Source organism: Streptomyces sp. NPDC034099 (assembly GCF_055575415.1).
Genome location: NZ_JBVISR010000008.1, coordinates 19976 through 45177 on the forward strand (window position 1 = coordinate 19976; position 25202 = coordinate 45177).

Consider the following 25202-nt stretch of genomic DNA (forward strand, 5'->3'; position numbering starts at 1 on the left):
TTGCCTTAGATCCTGTCCAAGGTAGGGTGGTGTCCGCGAAGACCCACCCGAGGAGCAAGCCTTGCCTGAGAACAACCAGAAGCCGCTGACCACGGTTGCCGGTGCGCCGGTTCCCGACAACCAGAACTCGCTGACGTCCGGCCCGCGCGGTCCGATGCTGTTGCAGGATGTGTGGTTCCTGGAGAAGCTCGCCCACTTCGACCGCGAGGTGATCCCGGAGCGCCGGATGCACGCCAAGGGCTCGGGCGCGTTCGGCACCTTCACGGTGACCCACGACATCACGCGGTACACGAGTGCCAAGATCTTCTCGGAGATCGGCAAGAAGACCCCGCTGTTCACCCGGTTCTCCACGGTCGCCGGTGAGCGCGGCGCCGCCGACGCCGAGCGCGACATCCGCGGCTTCGCCGTGAAGTTCTACACGGAGGAGGGCAACTGGGACCTGGTCGGCAACAACACCCCCGTCTTCTTCTTCCGTGACCCGCTGAAGTTCCCGGACCTCAACCACGCGGTGAAGCGCGACCCGCGCACCAACCTCCGCAACGCCGAGAACAACTGGGACTTCTGGACCAACCTCCCCGAGGCCCTGCACCAGGTCACGATCGTGATGTCGGACCGCGGCATCCCGGCCTCCTACCGGCACATGCACGGGTTCGGCTCGCACACCTACAGCTTCATCAACGCCGACGGCGAGCGGTTCTGGGTCAAGTTCCACCACCGCACCCAGCAGGGCATCAAGAACCTCACCGACGCCGAGGCCGAGGCCCTGGTCGGCAAGGACCGCGAGTCCCACCAGCGCGACCTCTTCGACGCGATCGAGAACGGCGACTTCCCGAAGTGGAAGCTGTTCATCCAGGTCATGCCGGAGGCCGACGCCGAGAACTACCGCTTCCACCCCTTCGACCTCACCAAGGTCTGGTCGAAGAAGGACTACCCGCTGATCGAGGTCGGCGAGTGGGAGCTCAACCGCAACCCCGACAACTACTTCGCGGACGTCGAGCAGGCCGCCTTCAGCCCGGCCAACGTGGTTCCGGGCATCAGCTTCTCCCCCGACCGGATGCTGCAGGGCCGGCTCTTCTCCTACGGCGACGCCCAGCGCTACCGCCTCGGTGTCAACCACCACCAGATCCCGGTCAACGCCCCGAAGAACCCGGTGAACTCCTACCACCGCGACGGCGGCATGCGCGTCGACGGCAACCAGGGAGCCACCCCGGGCATCGAGCCCAACTCCTACGGGCGCTGGCAGGAGCAGCCGGCCTACCGGGAGCCGAGCCAGGCCGTGGGTGCCGTCGCCGACCGGTTCAACTACCGTGAGGACGACGACAACTACTTCGAGCAGCCCGGCAACCTGTTCCGGCAGATGAGCCCGGAGCAGCAGCAGGTGCTCTTCGAGAACACGGCGCGCGCCATCGACGGCGCCTCCGAGCAGACCGTCGCGCGGCACATCGCCAACTGCACCAAGGCCGACCCGGCCTACGGCGAGGGTGTCCGCAAGGCCATCGAGGCCCTGGCCGCCGACAACCGCTGACCCGGCCGGTCGGAACGACGAGCGGTACACCCGCACCGCGCCGGCGTGGGCACCCCCGAGGTGCCCGCGCCGGCGCGGGCGTACCGCCACGGAGACATCATGGACATGAACAACAGCGGTGGTCTGACTCCCGAGCAGACGGAGCGCGTCGTGGCCGTCGCCATGGACCTGGCCCGGGAGGGCAACACCGAGCAGCTGGTGGAGTTCGTGGCACACGGGCTGCCGGTGGACGTACGCGATCCGGCGGGCAACACCCTCCTCATGCTCGCCGCGTACCACGGACACGCCGACACCGTGCGGGCCCTGATCCGGCACGGCGCCGACCCGGACCTCCGCAACGACAGGGACCAGTCCCCCATCGCCGGTGCCCTGTTCAAGGGTGCCGACGACGTGGTGACCGTACTGCTCCGGGCCGGGGCCGATCTGGACTCCGGTACGCCGACCGCACGGGCCGCCGCGGCCATGTTCGGCCGCGACCACCTGCTCGCGAGCTGACCGGGCGCCGCAGCCTGGCCTCGAAGCGCCGGCCCTAACCCCGCACGTGCAGGCCGAAGCCCTTGCGGCCCGGCGCTTCGAGGCCCGGCTTCAGCCGCAGGGACGGAATGTCGTAGTCACCGAAGTTCTGGCGCCGGAACGCGATCGGCTCCGTCGTCTCCAACGACAGCAGACGCTCCTGCCACGCCTTGGCGGCGTCGTCGAAGGCACCGCCGGTGATCCTGTCGGCGCCGTACAGCACGAAGGGCGGAAGCACCTCGAGCCCCGGGTAGTACAGGATCCCGTGGTGGATCGGGAACAGCAGGTCCTCGATCGGGCCGTTGATCCCGCGATCGGTGTAGTGGGACTCCGGGCCCCCGACGGTCACCGACAGCATCGCCCGCCGTCCCCGCAGCGTGCCCTCACCGAAACGCTCGCCGTAGCGGGTCTCGTCGTGCACGCCGACGCCGTACGCGAAGCGGAAGGAGAACACCCGGTCCACCCAGCCCTTGAGGATCGCCGGCATCGTGTACCACCACAGCGGGAACTGGAACACCACCGTGTCGGCCCACAGCAGCTTCTCCTGCTCGGCCGCCACGTCGGGGGTCAGCGCGCCGGCCTCGTAGGCCCCGCCCGAACTCGACACCACGCGCAGCGGGCTCGTGGCGTGCGCGCCGAAGTCCGCCGCGTCCACCACCGCCTTCCAGCCCATCGCGTACAGGTCGCTCACGCGCACCTCGTGCCCGGCGGCTTCGAGCGTGGAGACGGCGAGGTCCTTCAGCGCGCCGTTGAGCGAGCGGGGTTCGGGATGGGCGTAAACGATGAGGGTCTTCACGGCTGTTCCCTTCGACGAGGACTGTCACCACCGATGCTCCGCCTCGGCGGCCGCGTCGTTCAGGGGCGCCGCTTCCGTCGGACCCCGCTTCCTGGTACCGGCAGGACCACCCTCGCGCGCGGCGCCGGAGCCATACTGGGGTCATGGACGATCTCGCGGGCTTCCTGCGCACCCGGCGCTCCCGGGTCGACCCCTCCTCCGTCGGCATCCCCACCGACAGCCGCCGCCGCGTCGCGGGGCTGCGCCGCGAAGAGGTCGCGCACCTTTCCGGGGTCAGCGTCGACTACTACATACGCCTGGAGCAGGGCCGCGCCACCCAGCCCTCCGAACAGGTCCTGGACGCCCTCGCCGGTGTCCTCGGCCTCGACGAGACCGAACGCGGGCACCTGGGCCGGCTCGCGAGGCAGCGCCGCCGCCGCGTGAAGTCGCCCGGCGGGCGGCTGCGGCCGGAACTGCTGCGCGTACTCGACCTGGTCACCGACGCACCCGCACTGATCATGGACCACCGGCTGGACGTGGCCGCGGGGAACCGCCTCGCCGGCCTCCTCTACGGCCGGTCGCCGCGCGGCCTGAACACCGCGCGGCACATCTTCCTGGAGGAGGCCGAGCGCGGCCTGTACGCCGACTGGGAGTCATGCACCCTCGACGTGGTCGGACACCTGCGCCTGGCGGCGGGGAAGTACCCCGACGATCCGCGCCTGGCCTCGCTCATCGGCGAGCTGGCGATGGGCAGCGAGCGCTTCCGCCGCCTCTGGGCCCGCGCGGACGTGCGCGCCCGCACCCATGGCCGCAAGGCGTACCGGCACCCGCTGGTCGGACTGCTGGAACTGCACCAGGAGAACTTCGCGCTGCCCGACGAGTCGGGCATGGAACTGCTGGTCCTGTCCGCCGCGCCCGGGAGCCCCGCCGAGGACGGGCTGCGTCTGCTGGGCACGCTCGGTGGTGCCGACCGGCACGGTGCCCGGAGCGGAGCGCTTGACCCTCACGTGGCGTGATGCCGCATCGTCGGTGACGTGGAGGAGCACCTGACCGTGGGACGCGTGGCCGAGCTGGCCGGCGTGAGCGTCCGCACGCTGCATCACTACGACGAGATCGGCCTCGTACGGCCGTCCGCGCGGACCGCGGCGGGGTACCGGGCCTATGCGGCGGACGACGTGGAGCGGCTGCGGGAGGTTCTGGCCTACCGGCGGCTCGGTTTCCCACTGCGCGACATCGCGGACCTGGTCGACGACCCGGCCACCGACGCGGTCGCGCATCTGCACCGGCTGCGCGGCCTGCTGGTGGAACGGCGCGACCGCGCCGCCTCCATGGTGACGGCCATCGACAGGGAACTGGAGGCACGCGCGATGGGGATCAGGACGACGCCGGAGGACCAACTGAAGGTGTTCGGGGCGCAGTTGTACGAGTCGATCGGTGATGCCTACCCGGCGACGCGGCGCACCGAACCGCGGATCGCCGCGAAGGTCTGGGAGGCGCTCGGCGACGCACGCACGGTGCTGAACGTGGGCGCCGGCACCGGCTCCTACGAGCCCGAGGACCGCGAGGTGACCGCGGTGGAACCGTCGGCGGTCATGCGGGCGCGGCGGCCCGCCGGCGCGGCACGGTGCGTGGCCGCCGCCGCGGAGAGCCTGCCGTTCGGGGACCAGTCCTTCGACGCCGCCATGGCCTTCAGCACCGTTCACCACTGGCACGACCCGATCGCCGGGCTGCGGGAGATGCGCCGGGTCGCCCGTCGCGTGGTGGTGTTCACGCACGACACCGGCGACACCGGCTGGCGGCACCGGTTCTGGCTGACCCGGGACTACCTGCCCGAGGTCGCGGACCTGGTCGCGGACCGGCCCCCGGTGGACCGGCTGGCCCGCGCGATCGGGGCCCGCCTGGAGCCGGTGCTCATCCCCTGGGACTGCGCCGACGGCTTCCTGGAAGCCTACTGGCGCCGGCCGGAGGCGTATCTGGAGGAACACGTACGCCGCGCGGTCTCCGTGTGGACCAGAGTCGGGCCGCGGGCCGAGCGGCGGGCGGTGGCCCAGCTCCGCGACGACCTCTCCTCCGGCCGCTGGACCGAGCGCAACCGCGACCTCCTGGATCTCGACGCGGCGGAGCTCGGCCTCCGGCTGCTCGTGGCCTGAACCGGCGGTGCGCGATGGCCCGGGCGGCGGCGAGACCACGGTGGGACCCGACAGCACGGATCACGCGGTGGCGGGAAGGCGCCCCCGGGCTCTTCACAGGTTGGTTGATCAACTCCCAAAGCTTGAGCACGAATTACACACATCCCCTCTACACGGTGGCCCCGATGGTCTAGATTGACCGTGCTTCAGCTGTTCAGGCACGAGGCGACCGATAACGGACAGGCCGGGGGGCCGTCCGTGGGGAGGAACAGCGCGGCGCGGGAGGCGGGGGTCTCCCGAGGGGGAGGAACAGTGCTAGGCGAATACGTCGAACCACTGGGAACCTGGGGGGTTCTGTGCGGCAAGGGGGATTGGTCAGCCCGTTTCCGTCTGCCCGCGGGCAGTTGGCGGACGGGGCAACCAGCCGGCTCACGAGCGACTGGGAGCAGCGGTACCGCCGTACCGTGATCACCAGCGATACCGTGACCACCGCGTTCGTGGTGGCGGGCATCGGCAATTTCTTCGGAGTCCGGGACGCGGCCAACTGGCACGAGAAATGGGGCATTCTCGCGTTCGGCACCGAGCTTCTGGTCCTGGGCGCGCTGGCGGTGAGCCGGTCGTGGTCACCGGCCGTGCTCGGCCAGGGCGCCGAGGAGTTCCGGCGGCTCGGACGCTCTCTGTTCATGGCGACCGTCGTGCTGGCGCTCGGCGGAATCGCCCTCACCTCGCGCAACATCAAACTCTGGATCTTCGTCGCCGTCCCCGCGATCGCGATCGTCACCATGATCTCGCGCTACGCGCTGCGCGTCCGGCTGCACCGGCAGCGCAAGGAAGGACGCTGTCTGAGACCGGTGCTCGCCGCCGGCAGCCCGGCCACCGTGCGCGATCTGATCGCCCGGACCCGGCGGTTCCCGCACCTCGGCTGGCGCGTGGACGCGGTCTGCACGACGCTCGGCCCCGGGCTCGAAGGTGACCAACTGGACGGAGTGCCGGTCGTCGGCCCACTGGAGGACGTCGCCCACCACGTCCGCCGCGACGGCTACCGGGTGGTCGCGGTCACCCCGGACCCGCACTGGTCACCGCACCGGCTGCAGCGGCTGGCCTGGAACCTCGAGGGCAGCGAAGCCGAGATGGTCGTGGCGCCCGTGCTGATGGAGGTGGCCGGTCCGCGGCTGCACGTCGACGCGGTGCTCGGGATCCCGCTGCTGCGGGTCAGCATGCCGACCTTCACCGGGGGCCGCCGGGCCGTCAAGGCCGTGGTCGACCGGCTGGGCGCGGCGATCCTGCTGACGCTGTTCGCGCCCCTGATGGTGTTCGTCGCACTGCTCATCCTGGTGGACAGCCGGGGCGGGGCGTTCTACCGCCAGCGCAGGGTCGGCAAGGACGGCCGCGAGTTCACCATTCTCAAGTTCCGCACCATGGTCGCCGGGGCCGACCGGGCGCGGGCCGCGCTGGCCGACCGCAACGAGGGCGCGGGCCTGCTGTTCAAGCTCCGCCGGGACCCGCGGGTGACCCGGGTCGGGGCGGTGCTGCGCCGGTACTCGATCGACGAGCTGCCGCAGCTGTTCAACGTGCTCACCGGATCGATGTCGCTCGTCGGTCCGCGGCCTCCGCTGCCGGAGGAGTCCGCGGCGTACGGCCCGGACATCCGAAGACGCCTACTGGTCAAGCCCGGACTCACCGGCCTGTGGCAGATCAGCGGACGCAGCGACCTGCCGTGGGAGGAGGCGGTCCGGCTGGACCTGCGGTACGTGGAGGACTGGTCGCTCGCGCTGGACACAGTGATCTTGTGGAAGACGCTGCGCGCCGTGGTCCACGGGCAGGGGGCGTACTGATGCGCGGGGGCCGCCGGGCCGACGCGCGGATCGCAGGCCGTCGGGGCCTGCCTGGGGGGAGGAACGGGTCATGAGGGTGAGCGTTTTCGGCCTCGGCTACGTGGGCTGCGTGTCGGCCGCGTGCCTGGCCGGCATGGGGCACGAGGTCATCGGGGTGGATGTGAACCAGGTGAAGGTCGACCTGGTCAACGACGGCAAGGCCCCGGTGGTCGAGGAGCGGATCGGGGAACTGATCGCCGAGGTCGTGGGCACCGGAGCGCTGCGCGCCACCGGCGACGTCCGCGAGGCGATCATGGGGAGCGAGATATCCCTGGTCTGCGTGGGCACCCCGTCGGAGCCCAACGGCAGCCTGTGCACGACGTACTTGGAACGGGTCACCGAGGAGATCGGCGCCGCGCTGGCGGACCGTGGCGGACACGGCGGACGGCACACCGTGGTGTTCCGCAGCACCATGCTCCCGGGCACCTGCGCGAACCTGCTGGTGCCGATCCTGGAGAAGTACGTCGGCGGCACCGCCGGGGTGGACTTCGGGGTCGCGGTCAACCCGGAGTTCCTGCGCGAGGGCACGAGCGTGCGGGACTTCTTCGACCCGCCCAAGACCGTCATCGGCGAACTCGACCCGGCCAGCGGCGACGCGGTGCTGGCCCTGTACGACAGCCTGCCCGGCGAGGTGTTCCGGGTGCCGGTCGCGACGGCCGAGGCGATCAAGTACGCGGACAACGCCTTCCACGGCCTCAAGATCGGCTTCGCGAACGAGCTGGGCGCGGTGTGCCAGGCGCTCGGGGTGGACTCGCACCAGGTGATCGACGTCTTCCTGGCCGACCGCAAGCTGAACATCAGCCCCGCCTACCTGCGTCCCGGCTTCGCCTTCGGCGGCTCCTGCCTGCCCAAGGACCTGCGCAGCCTGGTCCACGCGGCGCAGCGGGCCGACGTGTCGGTGCCCATCCTGGCCCACGTGCTGCCCTCCAACTCCGCACACCTGGAGCGCGCGGTGGAGCTGGTGGAGCGCACCGGGAAGCGCCGGGTCGGGCTGTTCGGGCTGTCCTTCAAGCCCGGCACCGACGACCTCCGGGAGAGCCCGCTCGTCGAACTGGCGGAGCGGCTCTTCGGCAAGGGATACGACCTCAGGATCCACGACGCCAACGTGAGCCTGTCCCGGCTGCTCGGCGCGAACCGCGAGTACGTCGAGACCCGGCTGCCGCACCTCGCCCAGCTGCTCGCGGACTCCGTCGACGAGGTCCTCGAACACGCCGAGGTGTGCCTGGTCGGGACCAAGGACCCGGCCGTGCTGGCGGCGCTCCCCCACAGCGGGGGGCCGCTGCTGATCGACCTCATCCACCTTCCCGACGCCGACACGCGCCGGACCGAACCGGGGTACGTGGGCCTTGCCTGGTGACACGACGTCCGGTGCCACGCCGCTCGGCGGCGCCGGCGACCGGCCGGGACGGCGCGCGCTGATCCTGGTGGAGAACCTGTCGGTGCCCTTCGACCGGCGGGTGTGGCAGGAGTGCACGACCCTGCGCGACGCGGGCTGGGACGTGCACGTCATCTGCCCCACGGGCACCAAGCGGGACACGGAGCGGGAAGCGGTCGTCGACGGGGTGCGCATCCACCGCTACCCGCTGCGCGCGGCCACCGGAGGACCGGCCGGCTACCTGCGGGAGTACGGGGCGGCACTCTGGCACACCTTCCGGCTGGCCCGCAGGGTCGGCCCGGTCCACGTGGTCCACGCCTGCAACCCTCCCGACCTGCTGTTCCTGCCCGCCCTGTGGCTCAAACGGCGCGGCGCGCGGTTCGTCTTCGACCAGCACGACCTGATACCCGAGCTGTACCTCTCCCGCTTCGGCCGCGGCAAGGACCTGCTCTACCACGCGGTGTGCGCCCTGGAACGGATGACCTACCGGGCCGCGGACATCGTGCTCGCCACGAACGAGAGCTACAAGGACGTCGCGATACGCCGGGGCGGCCGCCGCCCCGAGGACGTCTTCGTGGTGCGCAGCGCGCCCGCGACCGACCGCTTCCAACCGGTGGCCCCGGAGCCGGAGTTGAAGCGCGGCAAGCCCCATCTGCTGTGCTACCTCGGTGTGATGGGCCCCCAGGACGGCGTCGACTACGCCCTGCGGGCCCTGGCGAAGCTGCGCGACGAGGTGGGGCGGACCGACTGGCACGCGGTGTTCGTCGGCTCCGGTGACGCCTTCGACGCGATGGTGGAGCTGTCCCGGTCGCTGGGGCTCGGCGAGCAGGTGCGGTTCACCGGGCGCATTCCGGACGCCGACCTGGTGCGCTACCTGTCCACGGCGGACGTGTGCCTCTCCCCCGACCCGCGCAACCCGCTCAACGACGTGTCGACCATGAACAAGGTCCTGGAGTACATGGCGATGGGCCGGCCCATCGTCTCGTTCGACCTCCGGGAGGCGCGCGTCTCCGCCGGTGACGCCGCCCTCTACGCCCCCGCCAACGACGAGACGGAGTTCGCCGGGCTCATCGCGGGGCTGCTGGACGACCCGGACGAGCGCGCCCGGATGGGCAAGATCGGCCAGGAGCGCGTCAACGGACAGCTCTCCTGGCGCAACTCGCAGACGGCGCTGCTCGCCGCGTACGCCGCCGCCTGCCGCACAGCAGGGAGAAGGCCGCGCCGTTGAGCGATGACACGATACGCCTGGTCACGGTCGGGCGAATTCTCCGTCGGCGCCGGCGGCTGCTCGCCGTCCTCGTCGTGGTGGGCGCACTCGTCGGCTACGGCGTCTCGGTGCTGTTCCCGCCGCGCTACACGGCGTCCGCATCGGTCCTGCTGCCGGGACAGTGGGAAGAGCGCGAACTGGTCACGCAGGTGGAGATCGCGACCAGTTCGTCGGTGGTCGACCGGGCGGGCGAGGCGCTCGACTGGAGCGGGGTCGGCGACAGCGAGCTGCGCGACCGGGTGAGCGCCGAGACCGCCGACGGGAACGTCATCAAGATCTCCGGGACGGCCGAGACCCCGGAGCGTGCGCAGCGGCTCTCCGACGAAGTGGCCCAGCAGTTCGTGACGTTCGCGGCACGGATCGCGAGCGGCAGCACCGATCCCGACGAGGCTGCGGGGCCGGAGGCGCTGCGGGAGCAGGTGAAGCGGACCAACCAGCGGATCACCGACCTGGCCAACGCGGCCGATCCGGGGCAGACCGTGGAGAGTGTGCAGGCCCGCACCGAGCTGGAGAAGCTGCGCACCACGCTGCAGGAGGCCATGCAGAAGCTGGAGGAGGCCGACCCGGCGAACAACAGGGCGGGCCTGGTCGTCATGGGACCGGCGCCCCGACCGGGCGGCGAGGCTCCGCCGACGCGGCTGCAGCTCGTCGGCGGCGGCGCGCTGCTGTTCTTCGTGCTCGCGGTCGTCGGTCATCTGGCCTCGGCGCGGGTGAACCGGCGGCTGCGCTCCGAACCCGAGATCGCCGCGGCGCTGCGCTCGGCGTCGCTGGGCACCGTCGACGTAGCCGGTGACCGGCGCGCCCACCGGCCGAAGGCACGCGGCGCGCGGGCCCGGCTCCGGCGGCTGCTGGGCACCGACGTCCGGTGGGACCTGCCGGCCCCGCGGTGCTCCGGCGACGAGGCCGGGCGGCGGATCCGCTACCGGCGGGTGTGCGCGCGTCTGCGGGAACGGCTGCCGGCCGCCCGGCGGCTGCTGGTCGTCGTACCCGACGACGACGAGGTCGCCCGGCGGGCCGCCGAGCGGATCGCCGCCGAGGCCGAGGGCGAACCGCTGCTGCGGGTGGTGGAGGTCTCGGTGGCCCGGCCGATGGTGCCGGACCGCGACATCGAGTCCGGTGTCCTGGTCGTGCTCGGCGCGGGCAGCCGCACCGCGGAGGAACTCGCCGGCCTCGCCGAGGCGTGTGCGGACGGCGGACACGAGGTCGTCGGCGTCGTCGTCGCGGACGCGGTCCGGGCCCGTCCCACGGGCTCGTCCGGCCGCCCTCCGGAGAACGCCACCGCGGCGGCTCCGGTGCACGAGCGGGCGACGGGAGGTGCCGCATGACGACGAGTACGGCTTCGCAGTCGTCCGCCTCCGCTCCGCTGCTGGACCTTCAGGCACTGGTCGTGGCGGTGCGCAGGCGGCGGCGCCTGTGGGCCTCCCTGGCCCTGCTGGGCCTGCTGGCGGGCGCGGCGGTGGCGGTCCTGCTGCCGCCCCGGCCGGCCGCGGTGACCAAGGTGCTGGTCGCGCACAAGGACGACCAGCCGAACGACACCGGAACGCTGATCCGCACCGATGTCGAGCTACTGGACACCACCCGGATCGCCGCCGCGGCCCTGCGGTCGCTCGACTCCCGGGAGGACCCGGAAGACTTCATGCAGGACTATCGGGGCACCGGACTGACCAACAACCTGCTGCAGATCGACGTGACGGGTGACAGCGACGCGGACGCGGTGGCCCGGGCCAAGGCGCTGGCCGAAACGTTCGTCGCGGACCACGTGCGGCGGATGCGGGAGGCCGCCGAGGCCGAGTCCGAGTCCCTGCTGGACCAGCGTGACCGCATGCGCAAGGAACTCGCCGAGGTCAACAAGTCGATCGGGGACCGCTCACCGGACGACGAACCGGACGCGTCGGCGAGCATCGAGTCGCTCTTCGCCCGCCGGGCCGAGCTCGACTCGCGGATCGCCGAGTTCGACCAGCGGGCCGCGGAGGCGCTCACCGGCACGCCCGAAGTAGTCGCCGGCACGAAGATCGTGGACGCCCCGCACGCGGTGCGGCACTCCTTGCCCAGGGCCGTGGGCACCGACGCCGGGATCGGGCTGGCCCTCGGGCTCGTTCTCGGGCTCGCGCTGGCCGCGGTCGGCGCGGTGGTGGCGGACCGCCCCGTGCTGCGCCGGGAGATCGCCGCGAACCTGGGCGCCTCGGTCCTCGCCGAGCTGCGCCGCGGGCCGCACCGGTCGGCCCGGTCGTGGCAGGGCCGGCGGACCCGGGCGGCACGCGAACGGCTCACCACCACCCTGGCCCGCATCGTGCGCGGCTCCGCGGAACCGGTGTCGCTGCTGGAACTCGGCTGTGCGCGCGGCACCGGCCTGATCGCCCTGGACGTCGCCGGAGCACTGGAGGCGGACGGGCCCGTGGTCGTCGTCGACGCGCTGCCCGGCACGGACCTCGCGGGCGCCCGCCGCAAGTCCGGGGGCCCCACCGTGCTGAGCGGCGAGCGGGCCGCCGCCGAACCGCACCACGTGCGCCGGCTCGGCGTCGGCTCGGTGGCGCCCGGTACCGCGTGGACCGACCTCCACTACCTCGGCAGCAGGACGGTGCTCGTCGTGCGGGCCGGGCACGGCAGCGCCGCCTGGCTGCACACCGTGGCGCGGCAACTCGCGGACCAGCGCATCGCGGTGATCGGGGTGGTCCTGATCGACCCCGATCCGCGTGACCGGACCGACGGCACCCTGTGGGACGGTCCGCACCTCGCGCCGCGCGGCCACGACGATCGGCCGAGGCGACACAACGGGACGGGGAGGTTTCGCGTGGAACGGCCGCCGATGCCGGCCACGACGGTCCCGGACAGCGATCAGGAGGCGCGGTAGCACATGTGTGGCATCGCAGGCACGTACCACTGGCCGGACGGCAAGGCCGTGACCGACCGGCTCACCGACGTCCTCGCCCACCGCGGTCCGGACGGGGCGGGCCGCTACAGCCACCCCGCCGGTGACGGCGAGGTGCAGCTCGGGCACCGTCGGCTGGCCATCATCGACCTGTCCGGGACCGGCGCCCAGCCGATGGTCTCGGACGGTCTCGCCCTGACGTACAACGGCGAGCTGTACAACGCCCCCGAACTCCGCGGTGACCTGGAGTCCGCCGGGGTGCGCTTCCGCGGTACCTCCGACACCGAGGTGGTGCTGGAGGCCTGGCGGCGCTGGGGCACCGACTGCCTGGCCCGGCTGCGCGGCATGTTCGCGTTCGCGGTGTTCGACGAGCGCACCGGTGAACTGGTGCTCGCCCGCGACCAGCTCGGCATCAAGCCGCTGTTCCTGCTGCGGCGCGGCGGGGGTCTGGTGTTCGCCTCCGAGCTCAAGGCGCTCGCCGCCGTGACCGGCGGGAAGCTGGAGGTGGACCACGCGGCGCTGGTGGCCTCGCTGCTGTACTACTGGGTGCCGGACTCGCGCTGCGCGTTCCGCGAGGCGGAGAAGCTGCCGCCGGGGAGCTGGCTGCGGTGCCGGCCCGACGGCCGGGTGGAGCGCGGCAGGTTCTGGAACCTGAAGGACGTCGCCGCCGAGGGCCGGGAGCGTGCCCTGGGCGGCGAGCGGCCGGATCTGGCCGCCGTGGTCGAGGAGTCGACCCGGCGCCACCTGCTCTCCGACGTGCCGGTGGCGACGTTCCTCTCCGGTGGGCTGGACTCCAGCTATCTGACCGCGCTGGCGGCCCGCGAGCGGCCCGGGATCTCCGCCTACACGATCGGGTTCCGCGCCGAGGACGCCAGGTTCGAGGCGATGCCCGACGACCTGCGCTACGCCCGTCAGGTGGCCGAGCGGTTCGGCGTCGACCTGCACGAGATCGAGATCGCCCCCGACGTGCTCGACCTGCTGCCGCGGATGACGTACCACCTGGACGAGCCGATCGGCGACCCCGCCGCGATCAACACCTTCCTGATCTGCTCGGCCGCCCGGGAGGCCGGGGTCAAGGTGATGCTCTCGGGGATGGGCGCCGACGAGCTGTTCGCCGGTTACCGCAAGCACCTGGCCAACGTGCTGGCGCTGCGCTACCAGCGCGTCCCGCGGCCGCTGCGGCGCGGGCTGTCCGCGGCCGTGGACCTGCTGCCGGTCGCGACCAGCCGTCGGGGCTACCGCTCGGTGCGCTTCGCGAAGCGGTTCCTCTCCTTCGCCGATCTGCCGGAGGAGACCGCCTTCCGGCGCAGCTACACGATGTACGACCGGGAGGAGCTGCTCGCCCTGATCGACCCGGACCTGGCGGGGACGGTCGAGGACGTGCTGGCCGAGCACGCGGACGTCTACCAGGACAACGACCTCGACGACTTCGTGAACCGCATGTGCCTGGGCGACGCCCGGATGTTCCTGCCGGGCCTGAACCTCGCCTACACGGACCGCTCCAGCATGGCCGCCTCGACCGAGGTCCGGGTGCCGTACGTGGACGTCGAGGTGGTGAAGGCGGCGTTCACCTTCCCCGGCGACCGCAAGATCGTCGGCCGGCAGGGCAAGGCCGTCCTGAAGGAGGCGGCCACGTCGGTCCTGCCCCGGGAGATCGTGTACCGGCCCAAGGGCCTGTTCAGCGCCCCGCTGCGGGCCTGGATGAGCCGGGACCTGGCGCCGCTGGTGCGCGAGGTGGTCAACGACGGCGAGCTGGTGCGGTCCGGTTTCCTGCGGCGCGACGCGCTGCGGTGGCTGGTCGCCGAGGACGCCGCCGGGCAGCGGGACTTCTCCAAGCACCTGTGGCACGTGCTGACCCTCGAGTACTGGTACCGCGGCGCGACCTCGGGGGCCGACCAAAACCCTCCATCGACGGTGTAGGGCCTCCCGGCGCACCGACCGGCACAGAGACAACCGGCACAGAGACAAGAGGACTTCGGGTGAAACAAGTTGTGCAGAACTACAAGAGCGGCGAGCTGGCGCTGCTCGACGTGCCGGTGCCGGGCTGCAAGCCGGGCGGTGTGCTGGTGCGGACCGCCTACTCTCTGATCTCCACCGGCACCGAGCTGATGAAGGTGTCCGAGGCCGGCATGTCGATGCTGGGCAAGGCCCGTTCCCGGCCGGACCAGGTGGCCAAGGTCGTGCAGAGCGTGGCCACCAACGGGGTGCCCGCCACCTACCGCAAGGTGATGGGCAAGCTGGACTCCTACACACCGCTCGGCTACTCGCTGTGCGGGGTGGTCGAGCAGGTCGGCGCCGGGATCGACGACGTGAAGGCAGGCGACCTGGTGGCCTGCGCGGGCAACGAGCACGCCCTGCACGCGGAGTTGAACTGGGTCCCGAAGAACCTCTACGCCCCGGTGCCGGACGGCCTCGCGCCGCGGCACGCGGCCTTCGGCACCGTCGGCTCGATCGCGCTCCAGGGGGTCCGCCAGGGCGAGTCGCGGCTCGGCGAGGTGGCCCTGGTCATCGGGCTCGGGCTGATCGGGCAGCTGGTGGTGCAGTTGCTCACCGCCTCGGGCGTCAGGGTCGTCGGCGTCGACCCCGACCCGGTGCGCTGCGAGCTGGCCGAGCGGCTGGGCGCGGCGGCCTGCGGCGACCCGGCGGCCCCGGCCGTGGAGAATGCCGTGGCCGAACTCACCGACGGCCACGGAGTGGACCAGGTGTACCTGGCCGCCGGCGGTGCCAGCAACCAGCCCGTCGAGCTGGCCGCGCGGCTGTGCCGGGACCGCGGCCGGGTCGTCGACATCGGCAAGTGCCGCCTGGACCTGCCGTGGAACGCGTACTACGAGAAGGAGCTGGACGTCCGGTTCTCCCGCTCCTACGGACCCGGGCGCTACGACCCGGAGTACGAGATCGAGGGGCGGGACTACCCGATCGGCTACGTGCGCTGGACCGAGCGGCGCAACCTGGCGTGCTTCCTCGGTCTCGTCGCCCGGGGCCGCGTCGACGTGGAGCCGCTGATCACCCGCACGGCCGCCTTCGACGACGCCGTGGAGACGTACCAGAGCCTCAAGGACGGCGATCTCAAGGCCGTGGCCGTGCTGTTCCGGTATCCCGAATCCACCGAGGAGGAAGGGGCGTCGGCCGAGGCCCCGGCGCTGACCGTGCCCGCGGTGCCGAGCGGCGGCAAGCGCTCCGCCCCGCCGCGGGCGGCGAAGACGCCGGTGCGCCTGGCGTTCGTGGGCGCGGGGAACTACGCGACGTCGATGCTGCTGCCGCACCTGGCACGGCGCGACGGCGTCGAACTGTCGACGGTCGTCACCACGACGGCTCTGTCCGCGGCCAACGCGCAGCGCAAGTTCGGCTTCGGGAGGGCGACCACCGATCTGGACGCCGTGCTCGGCGACGCGTCCGTCGACGCGGTATTCGTCGTCACCCGGCACAGCTCGCACGCCGAGCTGACCCGCAAGGCGCTGCTGGCCGGCAAGGCCGTGTTCGTGGAGAAGCCGTTGGCGCTCACCGAGGACGAGCTGACCGGCGTGCTCGCCGCGGTGGAGGAGGCCGGCAACGACCGGTTGCAGGTGGGCTTCAACCGCCGGTTCGCACCGCTGCTCCAGGAGGCCAGGAAGCGGTTCGGCGAGCGCACCGGACCGGCGAGCCTGCGCTATCTGGTCAACGCGGGGCGACTCGACCACGGCAGCTGGTACCTCCAGCAGGGCACCGAGGGCTCGCGGTTCGCCGGTGAGGGCGGGCACTTCGTCGACACGGCGAGCTGGCTGCTGGGCGCCGACCCGGTCTCGGTGTACGCCCTCGCCCCGTCCGGCAACGAGGACCTCCAGGTGGTGCTGGGCTACCCGGACGGGTCCACCGCCACCATCAGCTACGTCACCACCGGCGCGGCGGGATTCCCCAAGGAGACGCTGGACCTGGTCGCGGACGGCAAGGTGCTGCAACTCGACGACTTCGTCCGCACGTCCGTCTACGACGGGCGCAAGCGCTGGGTCAGTTCGCGGCTGCCCAAGGCCCGGGACAAGGGCCAGTCGGCCGAACTGGCCGCGTTCGTCCGGGCGGTGCGGACCGGCGGGCCGATGCCGGTGCCGCTCGGGTCGCTGGTCGCCACCACGACGGCCACCCTGGCCGTGCGGGCCGCCCTGACCGGCGGCGCTCCGGTGACCCTGGCGGAGGCGCGATGACCGTGACCCCGGGGAGTCCGGGCTGGTACCTGCGGCGGCTGTCCCGGATGGGGCCGCGTGAGGTGGGCGGCCGGGTGGGCGACACGGTGCGCAGGCGGCGGTGGCGGTCGGCGCGGCCGGAGGTCCCGAGCGTGACCGGGGCCCGGTTCACCGCGGCCCTGCCCGCCGGGACGCTCGCCGCGGTGCCGCCGGACGCCGCCAAACGCCTCGTCGCGGAGGCGGACCGCCTGATGGCCGGGCACGTCGAGTACTTCGGCGTGGCCCGCGACGATCTGGCCGACCCGGACTGGTGGTACGACCCGAAGACCGGGCGCCGGGCGCCGGGCGGCTACGCCTTCGACGTGCCCTACCGCGACGAGGACGCGGTAGGGGACATCAAGCAGATCTGGGAGCCGTCCCGGCACCAGTACCTGACGGTGCTCGCCGCCGCCTACGCGGTCACCGGGAACGAGCGGTACGCCGAGCGCGTGGCCGAGCACCTGCGGTCGTGGTGGGCGTCCAACGCGCCGCTGCGCGGGGTGCACTGGGTCAGCGGCATCGAGCTGGGCGTCCGGCTGCTGTCGTGGGTGTGGATCCGCCGGCTGCTCGACGGCTGGCCGGGCGCGGCCGCCCTCTTCGAGGACAACCCGGCGGCCCTGAAGCAGATCTGGCACCACCAGCGCTGGCTGGCCGCCTTCCCCAGCCGGGGATCGTCGGCGAACAACCACGTGGTGGCGGAGGCCGCCGGGCAGTTGGCCGCGGCCTGCGCCTTCGACTGGTTCCCCGCCTCGGCGCGCTGGCGGGACGAGGCGCTGCGGTCGCTGGAGCGGCACCTGCGCGGCAACACGTTCCCCTCCGGTCTCAACCGCGAGCTGGCCACCGAGTACCACGGTCTGGTGCTGGAACTCGGCCTGGCCGCGGTGGCGGAGGCGGACGCCGCCGGTGTGCCGGTGCCCGCGGCGGTCCGGCTGGTGCTGCTGCGGATGACCGACGCGCTCGCCGCCGTGGTGGACGACTCACTGCGGCCGCCGCGTCAGGGGGACGCGGACGACGGACACGGCCTGGTGGTGGACGGCGCGGGCACCGACCGCTGGGCCTCGCTGCTGGCCACCGGGGACGCCGTGTTCGGCTCCCTCCCGTGGTGGCCGACGGTGACCGGCACCGATGTGCGCACCCCGCTGCTGGCCGCGCTGATCCGGCCGTACGGCAAGGGGGGCGCCGGTCCGGCCGTGACCCGTCCGGCGCGCAGGCCGGCCCACTTCGCGGACGCGGGGCTCACGGTCCTGCGCGGTCCGGCGGGGATCTGGTGCCGCTGCGACGGTGGTCCGCACGGCTTCCTCTCCATCGCGGCGCACGCCCACGCGGACGCGCTCTCGGTGGAGGTGCGGCACGACGGGGTCGACGTGCTCGCCGACCCGGGGACGTATTGCTACCACGGGCAGCCCGTGTGGCGGCGGTACTTCCGGTCGACCCTCGGCCACAACACCCTGGAGCTGGACGGCACCGACCAGTCCGTCTCCGGCGGCCCGTTCCTGTGGACCCGGCACGCCCGCAGCCGCGTGCTGGCCGTGGACACCTCCGACGAGGGGGTGTCCCGCTGGTGTGCCGAGCACGACGGGTACGGGGGTTCCGTACACCGCCGCCGGGTGGAGCTGACGGCCGCGACCCGTGAGCTGCGGGTGGTGGACGAGGTACGCGGCCCGCGCCGGGCGGTGCGTCTCGCGTTCCACCTCGGCCCGGCGGTCTCCGCCGACCTGGCCGGGAGCCGTGCCGTGCTCACCTGGGCCCGGGACGGCGAGGAGCGCTCGGCGGTGCTCGGCCTGCCGGGCGGGCTGTCCTGGCGGGCGCATCGCGGGGAGACCGACCCGCCGCTGGGCTGGTACTCCCCCGGCTTCGGGCGCAAGGAACCGGCCACCACGCTGGTCGGCACCGGTTTCACCGACGGCGCGCAGGGCTTCACGACCGTACTCGGGTTCCGCGACTAGGCACAGGAAGGGGGGAGGACGCATGGGGATCACCTGGCGGAGCGGGGCTCGTTCGGCTGCGGCGGCACTGGCGCTGGCGCTGCTGGCGGGCGGCTGTGTCGGCACGTCGGACGCGCCGTCGCCGGGACCGTCCGCGTCGTCCGCCCCGTCGGACGGGCCCCCCGGGGCCCGGGTGTGCGCCAAACCCGAGGCCGGACCGGCGAAGGCACCGGCCGGTGCGGTGACCGTCGATCCGGCGGTCGTCGGCGACCTGGCCGCCAAGACCCGCAACAGCCCCGCGCACACCACCTTCTGGCTGCGGCCGGGCAAGCACCGGCTCGCACCCGACCGGTACTCCCAGGTCGTCCCCAAGGAGGGGAACCGCTACCTCGGCGCGCCGGGCGCGGTGCTCGACGGACGCGAGACCAACCGGTACGCGTTCGGCGGCAGCGCGCGCGACGTCACCATCAGCCACCTCACGGTGCGGGGTTTCGTCGCGCCGCACGACGAGGGCGTGGTCAACCACGACTCGGCCGACGGGTGGGTGATCGAGCACGCCACGGTCGAGGACAACTCCGGCGCCGGGCTGATGGCCGGTGACCGCCAGGAGGTCCGCGCCAGCTGTCTGCGTGACAACGGCCAGTACGGCCTGAACGCGTACAAGGGCGACGGCACCATCAACGACCTGGTGGTCGAGGGCAACGAGATCACGGGCAACAACACCGGCGACTGGGAGCGCAAGCGGCCGGGCTGCGGCTGCACCGGGGGCGTCAAGTTCTGGGCCGTCCAGGGCGCCGACGTCCGCGGCAACTGGGTGCACCACAACCGCGGGACCGGCCTGTGGGCGGACACCAACAACAACGACTTCCTCATCGAGGACAACGTGCTGGAGGGCAACGACGGTGCCGCGCTGATCTACGAGACCAGCTACAACGCGGTCGTGCGGGGGAACACGATCCGGCGGAACAACTGGGTCGAGGGCCGGGAGAACACCGACGGCGGCGACAACTTCCCGTTCGCCACCGTCTACCTCTCCGAGTCCGGCGGTGAACCGCGGGTCGAGGCCCGTACCGACAAGATCGAGATCTACGAGAACGTCCTGGAGGACAACTGGTCCGGCATCACCCTGTGGGAGAACGCCGACCGGTTCTGCAACAGTCCGGCCAACACCTCCTCCGGCGACTGCACGCTGCTGGTGAAGGACATCGGGCGCTGCGCGCGCCCGGCGATCGCCAAGGCACCGCTGTACGCCGACTGCCGCTGGAAGACCCAGCGGGTGGACGTCCACGACAACCGCTTCGTCCTGGACAAGACCGTCGTGGAGTGCACGTCGAACTGCGACCGCATGGCGCTGCTGGCCAACTACGGCACCTATCCGGACTGGTCCCCGTACCAGGGCGAGCGGGTGGCCGAGGCCGTCACCCACCGGCAGCACAACCGCTGGCACGACAACGTCTACGTCGGTCCGTGGAAGTTCGTCGCCCACGACCCGAGCCGGGTCCTCGACTTCGGACAGTGGCAGGGCGCGCCCTACCGGCAGGACGCGGGCAGCACCCTGCGCGCTCGGGACGGTGGTTGAGATGGACGCGGAGCGCACGCCGAAACCGGTCGGGACGGTCTGGGGGCTGCTGGTCCTCAACACCCTGGGTTCCGCGGGGGCGGAGACCGTCGTCCCGCTCCCCCGTTCGCTCATCCAGATGGTCACCATGGGCGCGCTGGCCGCCGCGTTCTCGCTGGCGCTCGCGCTCAATCTCCGGCTGCGGGTGCGCGCCAGTGCCTTCCTGTTCCTGCTCACCCTGCTGCTGGTGCCGAGCCTGATCTCCAGCGCGGACCTGCAGTCCGGGCTCGGCGCGCTGTTCCGCTGCGCCCGGATGGCCCTCTTCCTCGGCACGCTGTGGCTGCTCAGCCGATGGTGGGACGGCGGACCGACGTTCGTCCGGCACCACATCCGGATGTACTTCGTCGTCCTGTGCTCGGTGGCCGCCGGCGCGCTCGTCTCGCCGGGCGCGGCCATGCCCGACCTCTACGGCGGCCGGCTGGTCGGCGCGTTGTGGCCGCTCACCCCGCCGCAGATCGGACAGTACGCCGCGGTGATCATCGGGCTCGCCGTGCTGCTCGTCCTGGGCCACCGGACCGACCGGCGCAGCGCGGCGCTGGTCATCGTGCCCTCACTCGTCCTGCTCGTACTCACCCACACCCGTACGGCCACGCTCGGCCTGCTCGTCGGTCTGACGCTCGCGATCGGCTCGCTCACCCTGACCAGCGCCGCCGCCCGCCGCTTCTTCTCCTGGGCGGTGCTGTGCGCCGCGGTGGCCGCCGTGGTGTTCGCCTCCGCGCTGCAGGCGTGGTTCCTGCGCGGGCAGAGCGAGGAGAACTTCAGCAATCTCACCGGCCGGGCCAAGGTCTGGGACGCCCTGCTGGCGGCGCCCCGGACGACCGGGGAGAAGGTCTTCGGGATGGGCCTGGGCGACAAGTCGTTCGACGGGCTGCCGATCGACAACAGCTGGCTGGCCGTCTACCACGAGCAGGGCCTGATCGGCGTCGCCCTGGTGGCCGCGGTCTTCGTGGTGCTGGGCGGCGTCGCGCTGCTGCGGCCGCCGTCACTGGCCAGGGCCTGCGCGATCTTCCTGATCAGCTACTGCGCGCTCGCGTCGTACACCGAGGCGGGTCTCGGCGACGCCTCGCCGTACCTGCTGCACCTCGCCGTGGCCGCCTCCCTGCTGGCGGTACCCGCCGCGGCCACACCCCCGCCGATGCCCGACCCCCCTCGACGACGCGTCCCGCGCTGGGCGCGGACCTCGGAGGTGATCTGAGCATGCACGTGCTCGTGGTGCACAACCGGTACAACTCGGCCCAGCCGAGCGGCGAGAACAACGTCGTCGACCAGGAGGTGGAGCTGCTGCGCACGGCCGGCCACCGGGTCGGGGTGTTCGAGCGGCGCAGTGACGACATCGCCGCCCGGTCGCTGCCCGGCAAGGCCGCGCTGCCGCTCCTCGTGCCGTGGAACCCGGCGGTCCGCAGGGAGCTGGCGGCCCGGCTGCGGGCCGAGCGGCCGGACGTGGTGCACGTCCACAACGTCTTCCCGCTCCTGTCCCCGGCGGTGCTGGCCGCCTGCGCCGACGCCGGGGTGCCCGCCGTCGCCACGCTGCACAACTACACGCAGGTCTGCCCGCCCGGCACGCTGCAGCGCCAGGGGCGGCCCTGCACCGAGTGCGTCGGGGCGACGCCGTTGCCCGCCGTGCGGCACGGCTGCTACCGCGGCTCCCGCCTGGCGACGGTGCCGCTCGCGGTCAGCCTGGCAGCCAACCGGCGGCGCTGGTGGTCCGGTGTGGAGCGGTTCTTCTGCATCTCCGCGGCGCAGCGCGAGGTGCTGGTGCGGTCCGGGATGCCGGCCGGGCGGCTGTCGGTGAAGCACAACTTCGTGCCCGAGCCGGAGGAGCGCCGTGCGGGTGCCGGCGAGCACCTGCTGTATCTGGGCCGGCTCGCCGAGGCCAAGGGCGTGCGGCTGCTCATGGCCGCGTGGGACGAGCTCGCCGCGGCCGGAGGTGTGGGCGTCCCGCTCGTCATCGCCGGCACGGGGCCGCTGGAGCGCGAGGTGACCGCCTGGGCGGCCGGGCGGGACGACGTGCGGTACGTCGGTCTGTACGACCCGGAGCAGTGCAGGCGGGCCCTGGCGCGGTCGGTGGCCGTGGTGGCTCCGTCGACGTGGCTGGAGGCGTTCGGCCTGGTGGTCGTGGAGGCGATGGCGGCGGGGGTCCCGGCCGTCGCCGCCGGGCACGGCGCCTTCGTGGAACTCGTCGAGGACCGGGTGACCGGGCTGCTGCACCGGCCGGGCGAACCCGCCTCGCTCGCGGCGTGCCTGCGCCGGATCACGGCGGAGCCGGACCGGAACCAGGAGATGGGCCGGGCGGCCCGGCGCCGTTACGAGCAGGGGTTCAGCCCGGCCGTCGGGCTGGAGCGCCTGCTGGAGGGGTACCGCACCGCGATCGCGGGGCGGTTGGCACAGGCTCGTGGCGGGGAGACCCGCGCGGGCAGGGGGGATGGGGGCAGTAGATGACACGATGCCGACTCTGCGGTTCGGCGGCGATGGAGAGCGTCGTCGATCTCGGAGCGACTCCGCCGTGCGAGAGCTTCCTCGCCGCGGACCAACTGGACCGGCCGGAGCCGGCGTACCCGCTGCACCTGCGGGTGTGCACCGACTGCTGGCTGGCGCAGATCCCCGCGCTGATCACGCCGGAGGAGACGTTCACGCAGTACGCGTATTTCTCCTCCTACTCGACCTCCTGGGTGGAGCACGCGCGGACCTTCGTCACCGGCGCCGTGGAGCGGCTGGGCCTCGGCCCGGACGCCTTCGTGGTCGAGGTCGCGAGCAACGACGGGTACCTGCTGCGGCACATGGTGGACCGCGGGATCCGCTGCCTCGGCGTGGAGCCGTCGGTGAACGTCGGTGCCGCGGCGCGGGAGGCGGGCGTGCCCACGCTCACGGAGTTCCTGAGCCCGGACACCGGCGCGGCCGTCCGCGCCGAGCACGGCCCGGCGGACCTGGTCGTGGCCAACAACGTGTACGCGCACATCCCGGACGTCGTGGGCTTCACCAAGGGGCTGCGTGCCCTGGTCGCCGACGACGGCTGGGTCTCGGTCGAGGTGCAGCACCTGCTGACGCTGATCGAGGAGAACCAGTACGACACGATCTACCACGAGCACTTCCAGTACTACACGGTCGCGTCCGCGATCCGGGCGCTGGCCAGTGGTGGACTGGCCCTCGTGGACGTCGAGTTGCTGCCCACGCACGGCGGTTCCATCCGGCTGTGGGCCCGGCCGGCCGAGGTGGCAGGTGAGCCGAGCAGGCGGGTGGCCGAGGTGCTGGACCGGGAGAAGGCGGCCGGGCTGCGGGAGCTGTCCGGGTACACCGAGTTCTCCGCCCGGGTGGCCAAGGTGCGCCGGGACCTGCTGCGGTTCCTGATCGAGGCGGCCGAGCGCGGCGAGACGGTGGTCGGCTACGGAGCGCCCGGCAAGGGCAACACCCTGCTCAACCACTGCGGCATCCGGCCCGACCTGCTCGCGTACACGGTCGACCGCAACCCCTACAAGCACGGCAGGTTCACGCCGGGCACCCGCATCCCGATCCTGCCGCCGGAGCGGATCGCCGCCGACCGGCCGGACTACGTCCTCGTCCTGCCGTGGAACCTGCGGGCCGAGCTGGTCGAGCAGCTCTCGTTCGTGCACGAGTGGGGCGGCCGGCTGGTGTTCCCCATCCCGGAACTGAGCATTGTCGAGGCCGCGTCCCGAGAGGTCACAGCATGAAGGTCGTACTGTTCTGCGGCGGTTACGGGATGCGGATGCGCGAGGGCGCCTCCGACGACGTGCCCAAGCCGATGGCGATGGTCGGGCCGCGGCCGCTGATCTGGCACGTCATGCGCTACTACGCGCACTTCGGGCACAAGGAGTTCATTCTGTGCCTCGGCTACGGGGCCCACCACATCAAGGACTTCTTCCTCAACTACGAGGAGACGACGTCCAACGACTTCGTACTGCGGGGCGGGCGGACCGAGTTGCTGTCCGCCGACATAGCCGACTGGACGATCACGTTCGCGCAGACCGGCATCGAGTCGCCGATCGGGGAGCGTCTGCGCCGGGTGCGGCACCATCTGGACGGGGACGAGATGTTCCTCGCCAACTACGCCGACGTGCTCACCGACGCACCCCTGCCGCAGATGATCGACGCCTTCGCGCGGCGGGACGCCGGGGCGTCGATGATGGTGGTGCCGCCGCAGTCCTCGTTCCACTGCGTGGACCTGGGCGAGGACGGTCTGGTGGGCGGCATCACTCCCGTGAGCGACCTGCCGCTGTGGGAGAACGGCGGTTACTTCGTGCTCCGTCAGGAGGTCTTCGACCACATACCGGAGGACGGGGACCTGGTGGCCGACGGCTGCACCCAACTGGCCAAGCGGGGACGGCTGGTGGCGCACCAGCACCGCGGCTTCTGGAAGCCGACGGACACCGTGAAGGAGCGGGCCGCGCTCGATGCCGCCTACGCCCGGGGCGAGCGCCCGTGGGCCGTGTGGGAGCGGGACGGTGCCGGCGGGCGCGCCGGGGTGAGGACCGCGTGATCCGGCTCGGCGCCGGGCGCCCGGACCGGATCGTCGCGGTGGGCGCGCACTGCGACGACATCGCCATCGGCGCCGGCGGCACCCTGCTGACGCTGTGCCTGGCACGCCCGGGCCTCCGCGTCGACGCGCTGGTGCTCTCCGGCGGTGGCGGCGAACGGGAGCAGGAGGAGCGGGCCGCGCTCGCCGCCTTCTGCCCTGGGGCGGACCTTCGGCTGACGGTGCTCAAGCTGCCGGACGGCCGGATGCCGGCCCACTGGGAGGAGGCGAAGACGGCGGTCGAGGAGCTGCGGGAGCGGACCGAACCGGATCTCGTCCTGGCCCCGCGCACCGACGACGCGCACCAGGACCACCGCGGCCTGGCGAAGCTGATGACCACCGCGTTCCGCGACCACCTCGTGCTCCGCTACGAGATCGTCAAGTGGGACGGCGACCTGGGCCGCCCGTCGGCGTACCAGCCGCTGTCGCCGGAGGTCGCCGAACGGAAGGTGCGGCTGCTGCAGGAGCACTACCCCTCGCAGCGGCACCGTCCCTGGTACGACCGGGAGGCCTTCCTGGGCCTGGCCCGGATCCGCGGCATCGAATGCCACGCCCGCTACGCCGAGGCGTTCGACGTCGCCAAACTCACTCTCAACCTGGGGGGTTGAACC

Annotated in this window: 19 protein-coding genes; 18 read left to right on the forward strand and 1 reads right to left on the reverse strand. The window is 72.4% G+C overall.

Annotated features, from left to right (window positions below; translation table 11 throughout):
* The first annotated feature begins 61 nt into the window (after nt 1-61).
* The gene (locus tag ACZ56V_RS22755; protein WP_467380244.1) at nt 62-1525 is read left to right on the forward strand and encodes a catalase; all 1464 of its coding nucleotides are present in this window, start codon (nt 62-64) and stop codon (nt 1523-1525) included.
* A gap of 99 nt (nt 1526-1624) precedes the next feature.
* The gene (locus ACZ56V_RS22760; protein ID WP_467380416.1) at nt 1625-2020 is read left to right on the forward strand and encodes an ankyrin repeat domain-containing protein; all 396 of its coding nucleotides are present in this window, start codon (nt 1625-1627) and stop codon (nt 2018-2020) included.
* Nucleotides 2021-2054: 34 nt separating this feature from the next.
* Here the strand turns inward: ACZ56V_RS22760 and ACZ56V_RS22765 are convergent, their stop codons facing one another.
* On the reverse strand, nt 2055-2834 hold the full coding sequence (locus ACZ56V_RS22765; RefSeq protein WP_467380243.1) for an NAD(P)H-dependent oxidoreductase: 780 nt from the start codon (nt 2832-2834) through the stop codon (nt 2055-2057).
* Nucleotides 2835-2977: 143 nt separating this feature from the next.
* Between ACZ56V_RS22765 and ACZ56V_RS22770 the strand changes: the two genes are divergently transcribed.
* The 16 genes from ACZ56V_RS22770 to ACZ56V_RS22845 all read left to right on the forward strand — a co-directional run bounded on the left by ACZ56V_RS22770 (nt 2978) and on the right by ACZ56V_RS22845 (nt 25199).
* Nucleotides 2978-3829, forward strand: coding sequence for a helix-turn-helix transcriptional regulator (locus ACZ56V_RS22770; RefSeq protein WP_398908949.1), 852 nt, complete (start codon nt 2978-2980; stop codon nt 3827-3829).
* An 18-nt stretch (nt 3830-3847) separates the two neighbouring features.
* Nucleotides 3848-4963, forward strand: coding sequence for a MerR family transcriptional regulator (locus tag ACZ56V_RS22775; RefSeq protein WP_468944715.1), 1116 nt, complete (start codon nt 3848-3850; stop codon nt 4961-4963).
* A gap of 335 nt (nt 4964-5298) precedes the next feature.
* The gene (locus ACZ56V_RS22780; protein WP_467380239.1) at nt 5299-6777 is read left to right on the forward strand and encodes a sugar transferase; all 1479 of its coding nucleotides are present in this window, start codon (nt 5299-5301) and stop codon (nt 6775-6777) included.
* Between the two features lie 70 nt (nt 6778-6847).
* Nucleotides 6848-8173 carry a nucleotide sugar dehydrogenase gene (locus ACZ56V_RS22785; RefSeq protein WP_356371848.1) on the forward strand — a complete coding sequence of 442 codons (1326 nt, stop codon included), beginning with the start codon at nt 6848-6850 and terminating at the stop codon, nt 8171-8173.
* A complete protein-coding gene (locus tag ACZ56V_RS22790) occupies nt 8163-9419 on the forward strand; it encodes a glycosyltransferase family 4 protein (protein ID WP_468944719.1) in 1257 nt (418 codons plus the stop codon). The genes ACZ56V_RS22785 and ACZ56V_RS22790 overlap by 11 nt, the downstream gene beginning before the upstream one ends.
* The gene (locus ACZ56V_RS22795) at nt 9416-10783 is read left to right on the forward strand and encodes a Wzz/FepE/Etk N-terminal domain-containing protein (RefSeq protein ID WP_468944721.1); all 1368 of its coding nucleotides are present in this window, start codon (nt 9416-9418) and stop codon (nt 10781-10783) included. Before ACZ56V_RS22790 ends, ACZ56V_RS22795 begins: the two co-directional genes overlap by 4 nt.
* Nucleotides 10780-12309 carry a Wzz/FepE/Etk N-terminal domain-containing protein gene (locus ACZ56V_RS22800; protein WP_467380234.1) on the forward strand — a complete coding sequence of 510 codons (1530 nt, stop codon included), beginning with the start codon at nt 10780-10782 and terminating at the stop codon, nt 12307-12309. Before ACZ56V_RS22795 ends, ACZ56V_RS22800 begins: the two co-directional genes overlap by 4 nt.
* 3 nt (nt 12310-12312) lie before the next feature.
* The gene (gene asnB, locus ACZ56V_RS22805; protein ID WP_468944725.1) at nt 12313-14247 is read left to right on the forward strand and encodes an asparagine synthase (glutamine-hydrolyzing); all 1935 of its coding nucleotides are present in this window, start codon (nt 12313-12315) and stop codon (nt 14245-14247) included.
* Between the two features lie 59 nt (nt 14248-14306).
* Entirely contained in the window at nt 14307-16502 is a 2196-nt protein-coding gene (locus ACZ56V_RS22810) for a bi-domain-containing oxidoreductase (protein ID WP_467380230.1), read from the forward strand.
* Nucleotides 16499-18466, forward strand: coding sequence for an alginate lyase family protein (locus ACZ56V_RS22815; protein ID WP_468944729.1), 1968 nt, complete (start codon nt 16499-16501; stop codon nt 18464-18466). The genes ACZ56V_RS22810 and ACZ56V_RS22815 overlap by 4 nt, the downstream gene beginning before the upstream one ends.
* A gap of 22 nt (nt 18467-18488) precedes the next feature.
* Nucleotides 18489-20024, forward strand: coding sequence for a right-handed parallel beta-helix repeat-containing protein (locus tag ACZ56V_RS22820; protein ID WP_468944732.1), 1536 nt, complete (start codon nt 18489-18491; stop codon nt 20022-20024).
* Nucleotide 20025: 1 nt separating this feature from the next.
* On the forward strand, nt 20026-21258 hold the full coding sequence (locus tag ACZ56V_RS22825; protein ID WP_467380226.1) for an O-antigen ligase domain-containing protein: 1233 nt from the start codon (nt 20026-20028) through the stop codon (nt 21256-21258).
* 2 nt (nt 21259-21260) lie between these two features.
* Nucleotides 21261-22502 carry a glycosyltransferase gene (locus tag ACZ56V_RS22830; RefSeq protein WP_468944735.1) on the forward strand — a complete coding sequence of 414 codons (1242 nt, stop codon included), beginning with the start codon at nt 21261-21263 and terminating at the stop codon, nt 22500-22502.
* Nucleotides 22499-23749: a class I SAM-dependent methyltransferase gene (locus ACZ56V_RS22835; RefSeq protein WP_468944738.1), complete on the forward strand. Its 1251-nt coding sequence runs from the start codon at nt 22499-22501 to the stop codon at nt 23747-23749. The genes ACZ56V_RS22830 and ACZ56V_RS22835 overlap by 4 nt, the downstream gene beginning before the upstream one ends.
* Nucleotides 23746-24555, forward strand: a complete 810-nt coding sequence (locus ACZ56V_RS22840; RefSeq protein WP_398908926.1) for a sugar phosphate nucleotidyltransferase — start codon at nt 23746-23748, stop codon at nt 24553-24555. The genes ACZ56V_RS22835 and ACZ56V_RS22840 overlap by 4 nt, the downstream gene beginning before the upstream one ends.
* On the forward strand, nt 24552-25199 hold the full coding sequence (locus ACZ56V_RS22845; protein ID WP_398908924.1) for a PIG-L deacetylase family protein: 648 nt from the start codon (nt 24552-24554) through the stop codon (nt 25197-25199). Before ACZ56V_RS22840 ends, ACZ56V_RS22845 begins: the two co-directional genes overlap by 4 nt.
* Nucleotides 25200-25202 lie beyond the last annotated feature (3 nt).

Coding starts and splice junctions, on each gene's coding strand:
- ACZ56V_RS22830 (WP_468944735.1), top strand. CDS start 21,261: ATGCACGTGCTCGTGGTGCACAACCGGTACAACTCGGCCCAGCCGAGC.
- ACZ56V_RS22800 (WP_467380234.1), top strand. CDS start 10,780: ATGACGACGAGTACGGCTTCGCAGTCGTCCGCCTCCGCTCCGCTGCTG.
- ACZ56V_RS22760 (WP_467380416.1), top strand. CDS start 1,625: ATGGACATGAACAACAGCGGTGGTCTGACTCCCGAGCAGACGGAGCGC.
- ACZ56V_RS22835 (WP_468944738.1), top strand. CDS start 22,499: ATGACACGATGCCGACTCTGCGGTTCGGCGGCGATGGAGAGCGTCGTC.
- ACZ56V_RS22840 (WP_398908926.1), top strand. CDS start 23,746: ATGAAGGTCGTACTGTTCTGCGGCGGTTACGGGATGCGGATGCGCGAG.
- ACZ56V_RS22815 (WP_468944729.1), top strand. CDS start 16,499: ATGACCGTGACCCCGGGGAGTCCGGGCTGGTACCTGCGGCGGCTGTCC.
- ACZ56V_RS22820 (WP_468944732.1), top strand. CDS start 18,489: ATGGGGATCACCTGGCGGAGCGGGGCTCGTTCGGCTGCGGCGGCACTG.
- ACZ56V_RS22770 (WP_398908949.1), top strand. CDS start 2,978: ATGGACGATCTCGCGGGCTTCCTGCGCACCCGGCGCTCCCGGGTCGAC.
- asnB (WP_468944725.1), top strand. CDS start 12,313: ATGTGTGGCATCGCAGGCACGTACCACTGGCCGGACGGCAAGGCCGTG.
- ACZ56V_RS22785 (WP_356371848.1), top strand. CDS start 6,848: ATGAGGGTGAGCGTTTTCGGCCTCGGCTACGTGGGCTGCGTGTCGGCC.
- ACZ56V_RS22825 (WP_467380226.1), top strand. CDS start 20,026: ATGGACGCGGAGCGCACGCCGAAACCGGTCGGGACGGTCTGGGGGCTG.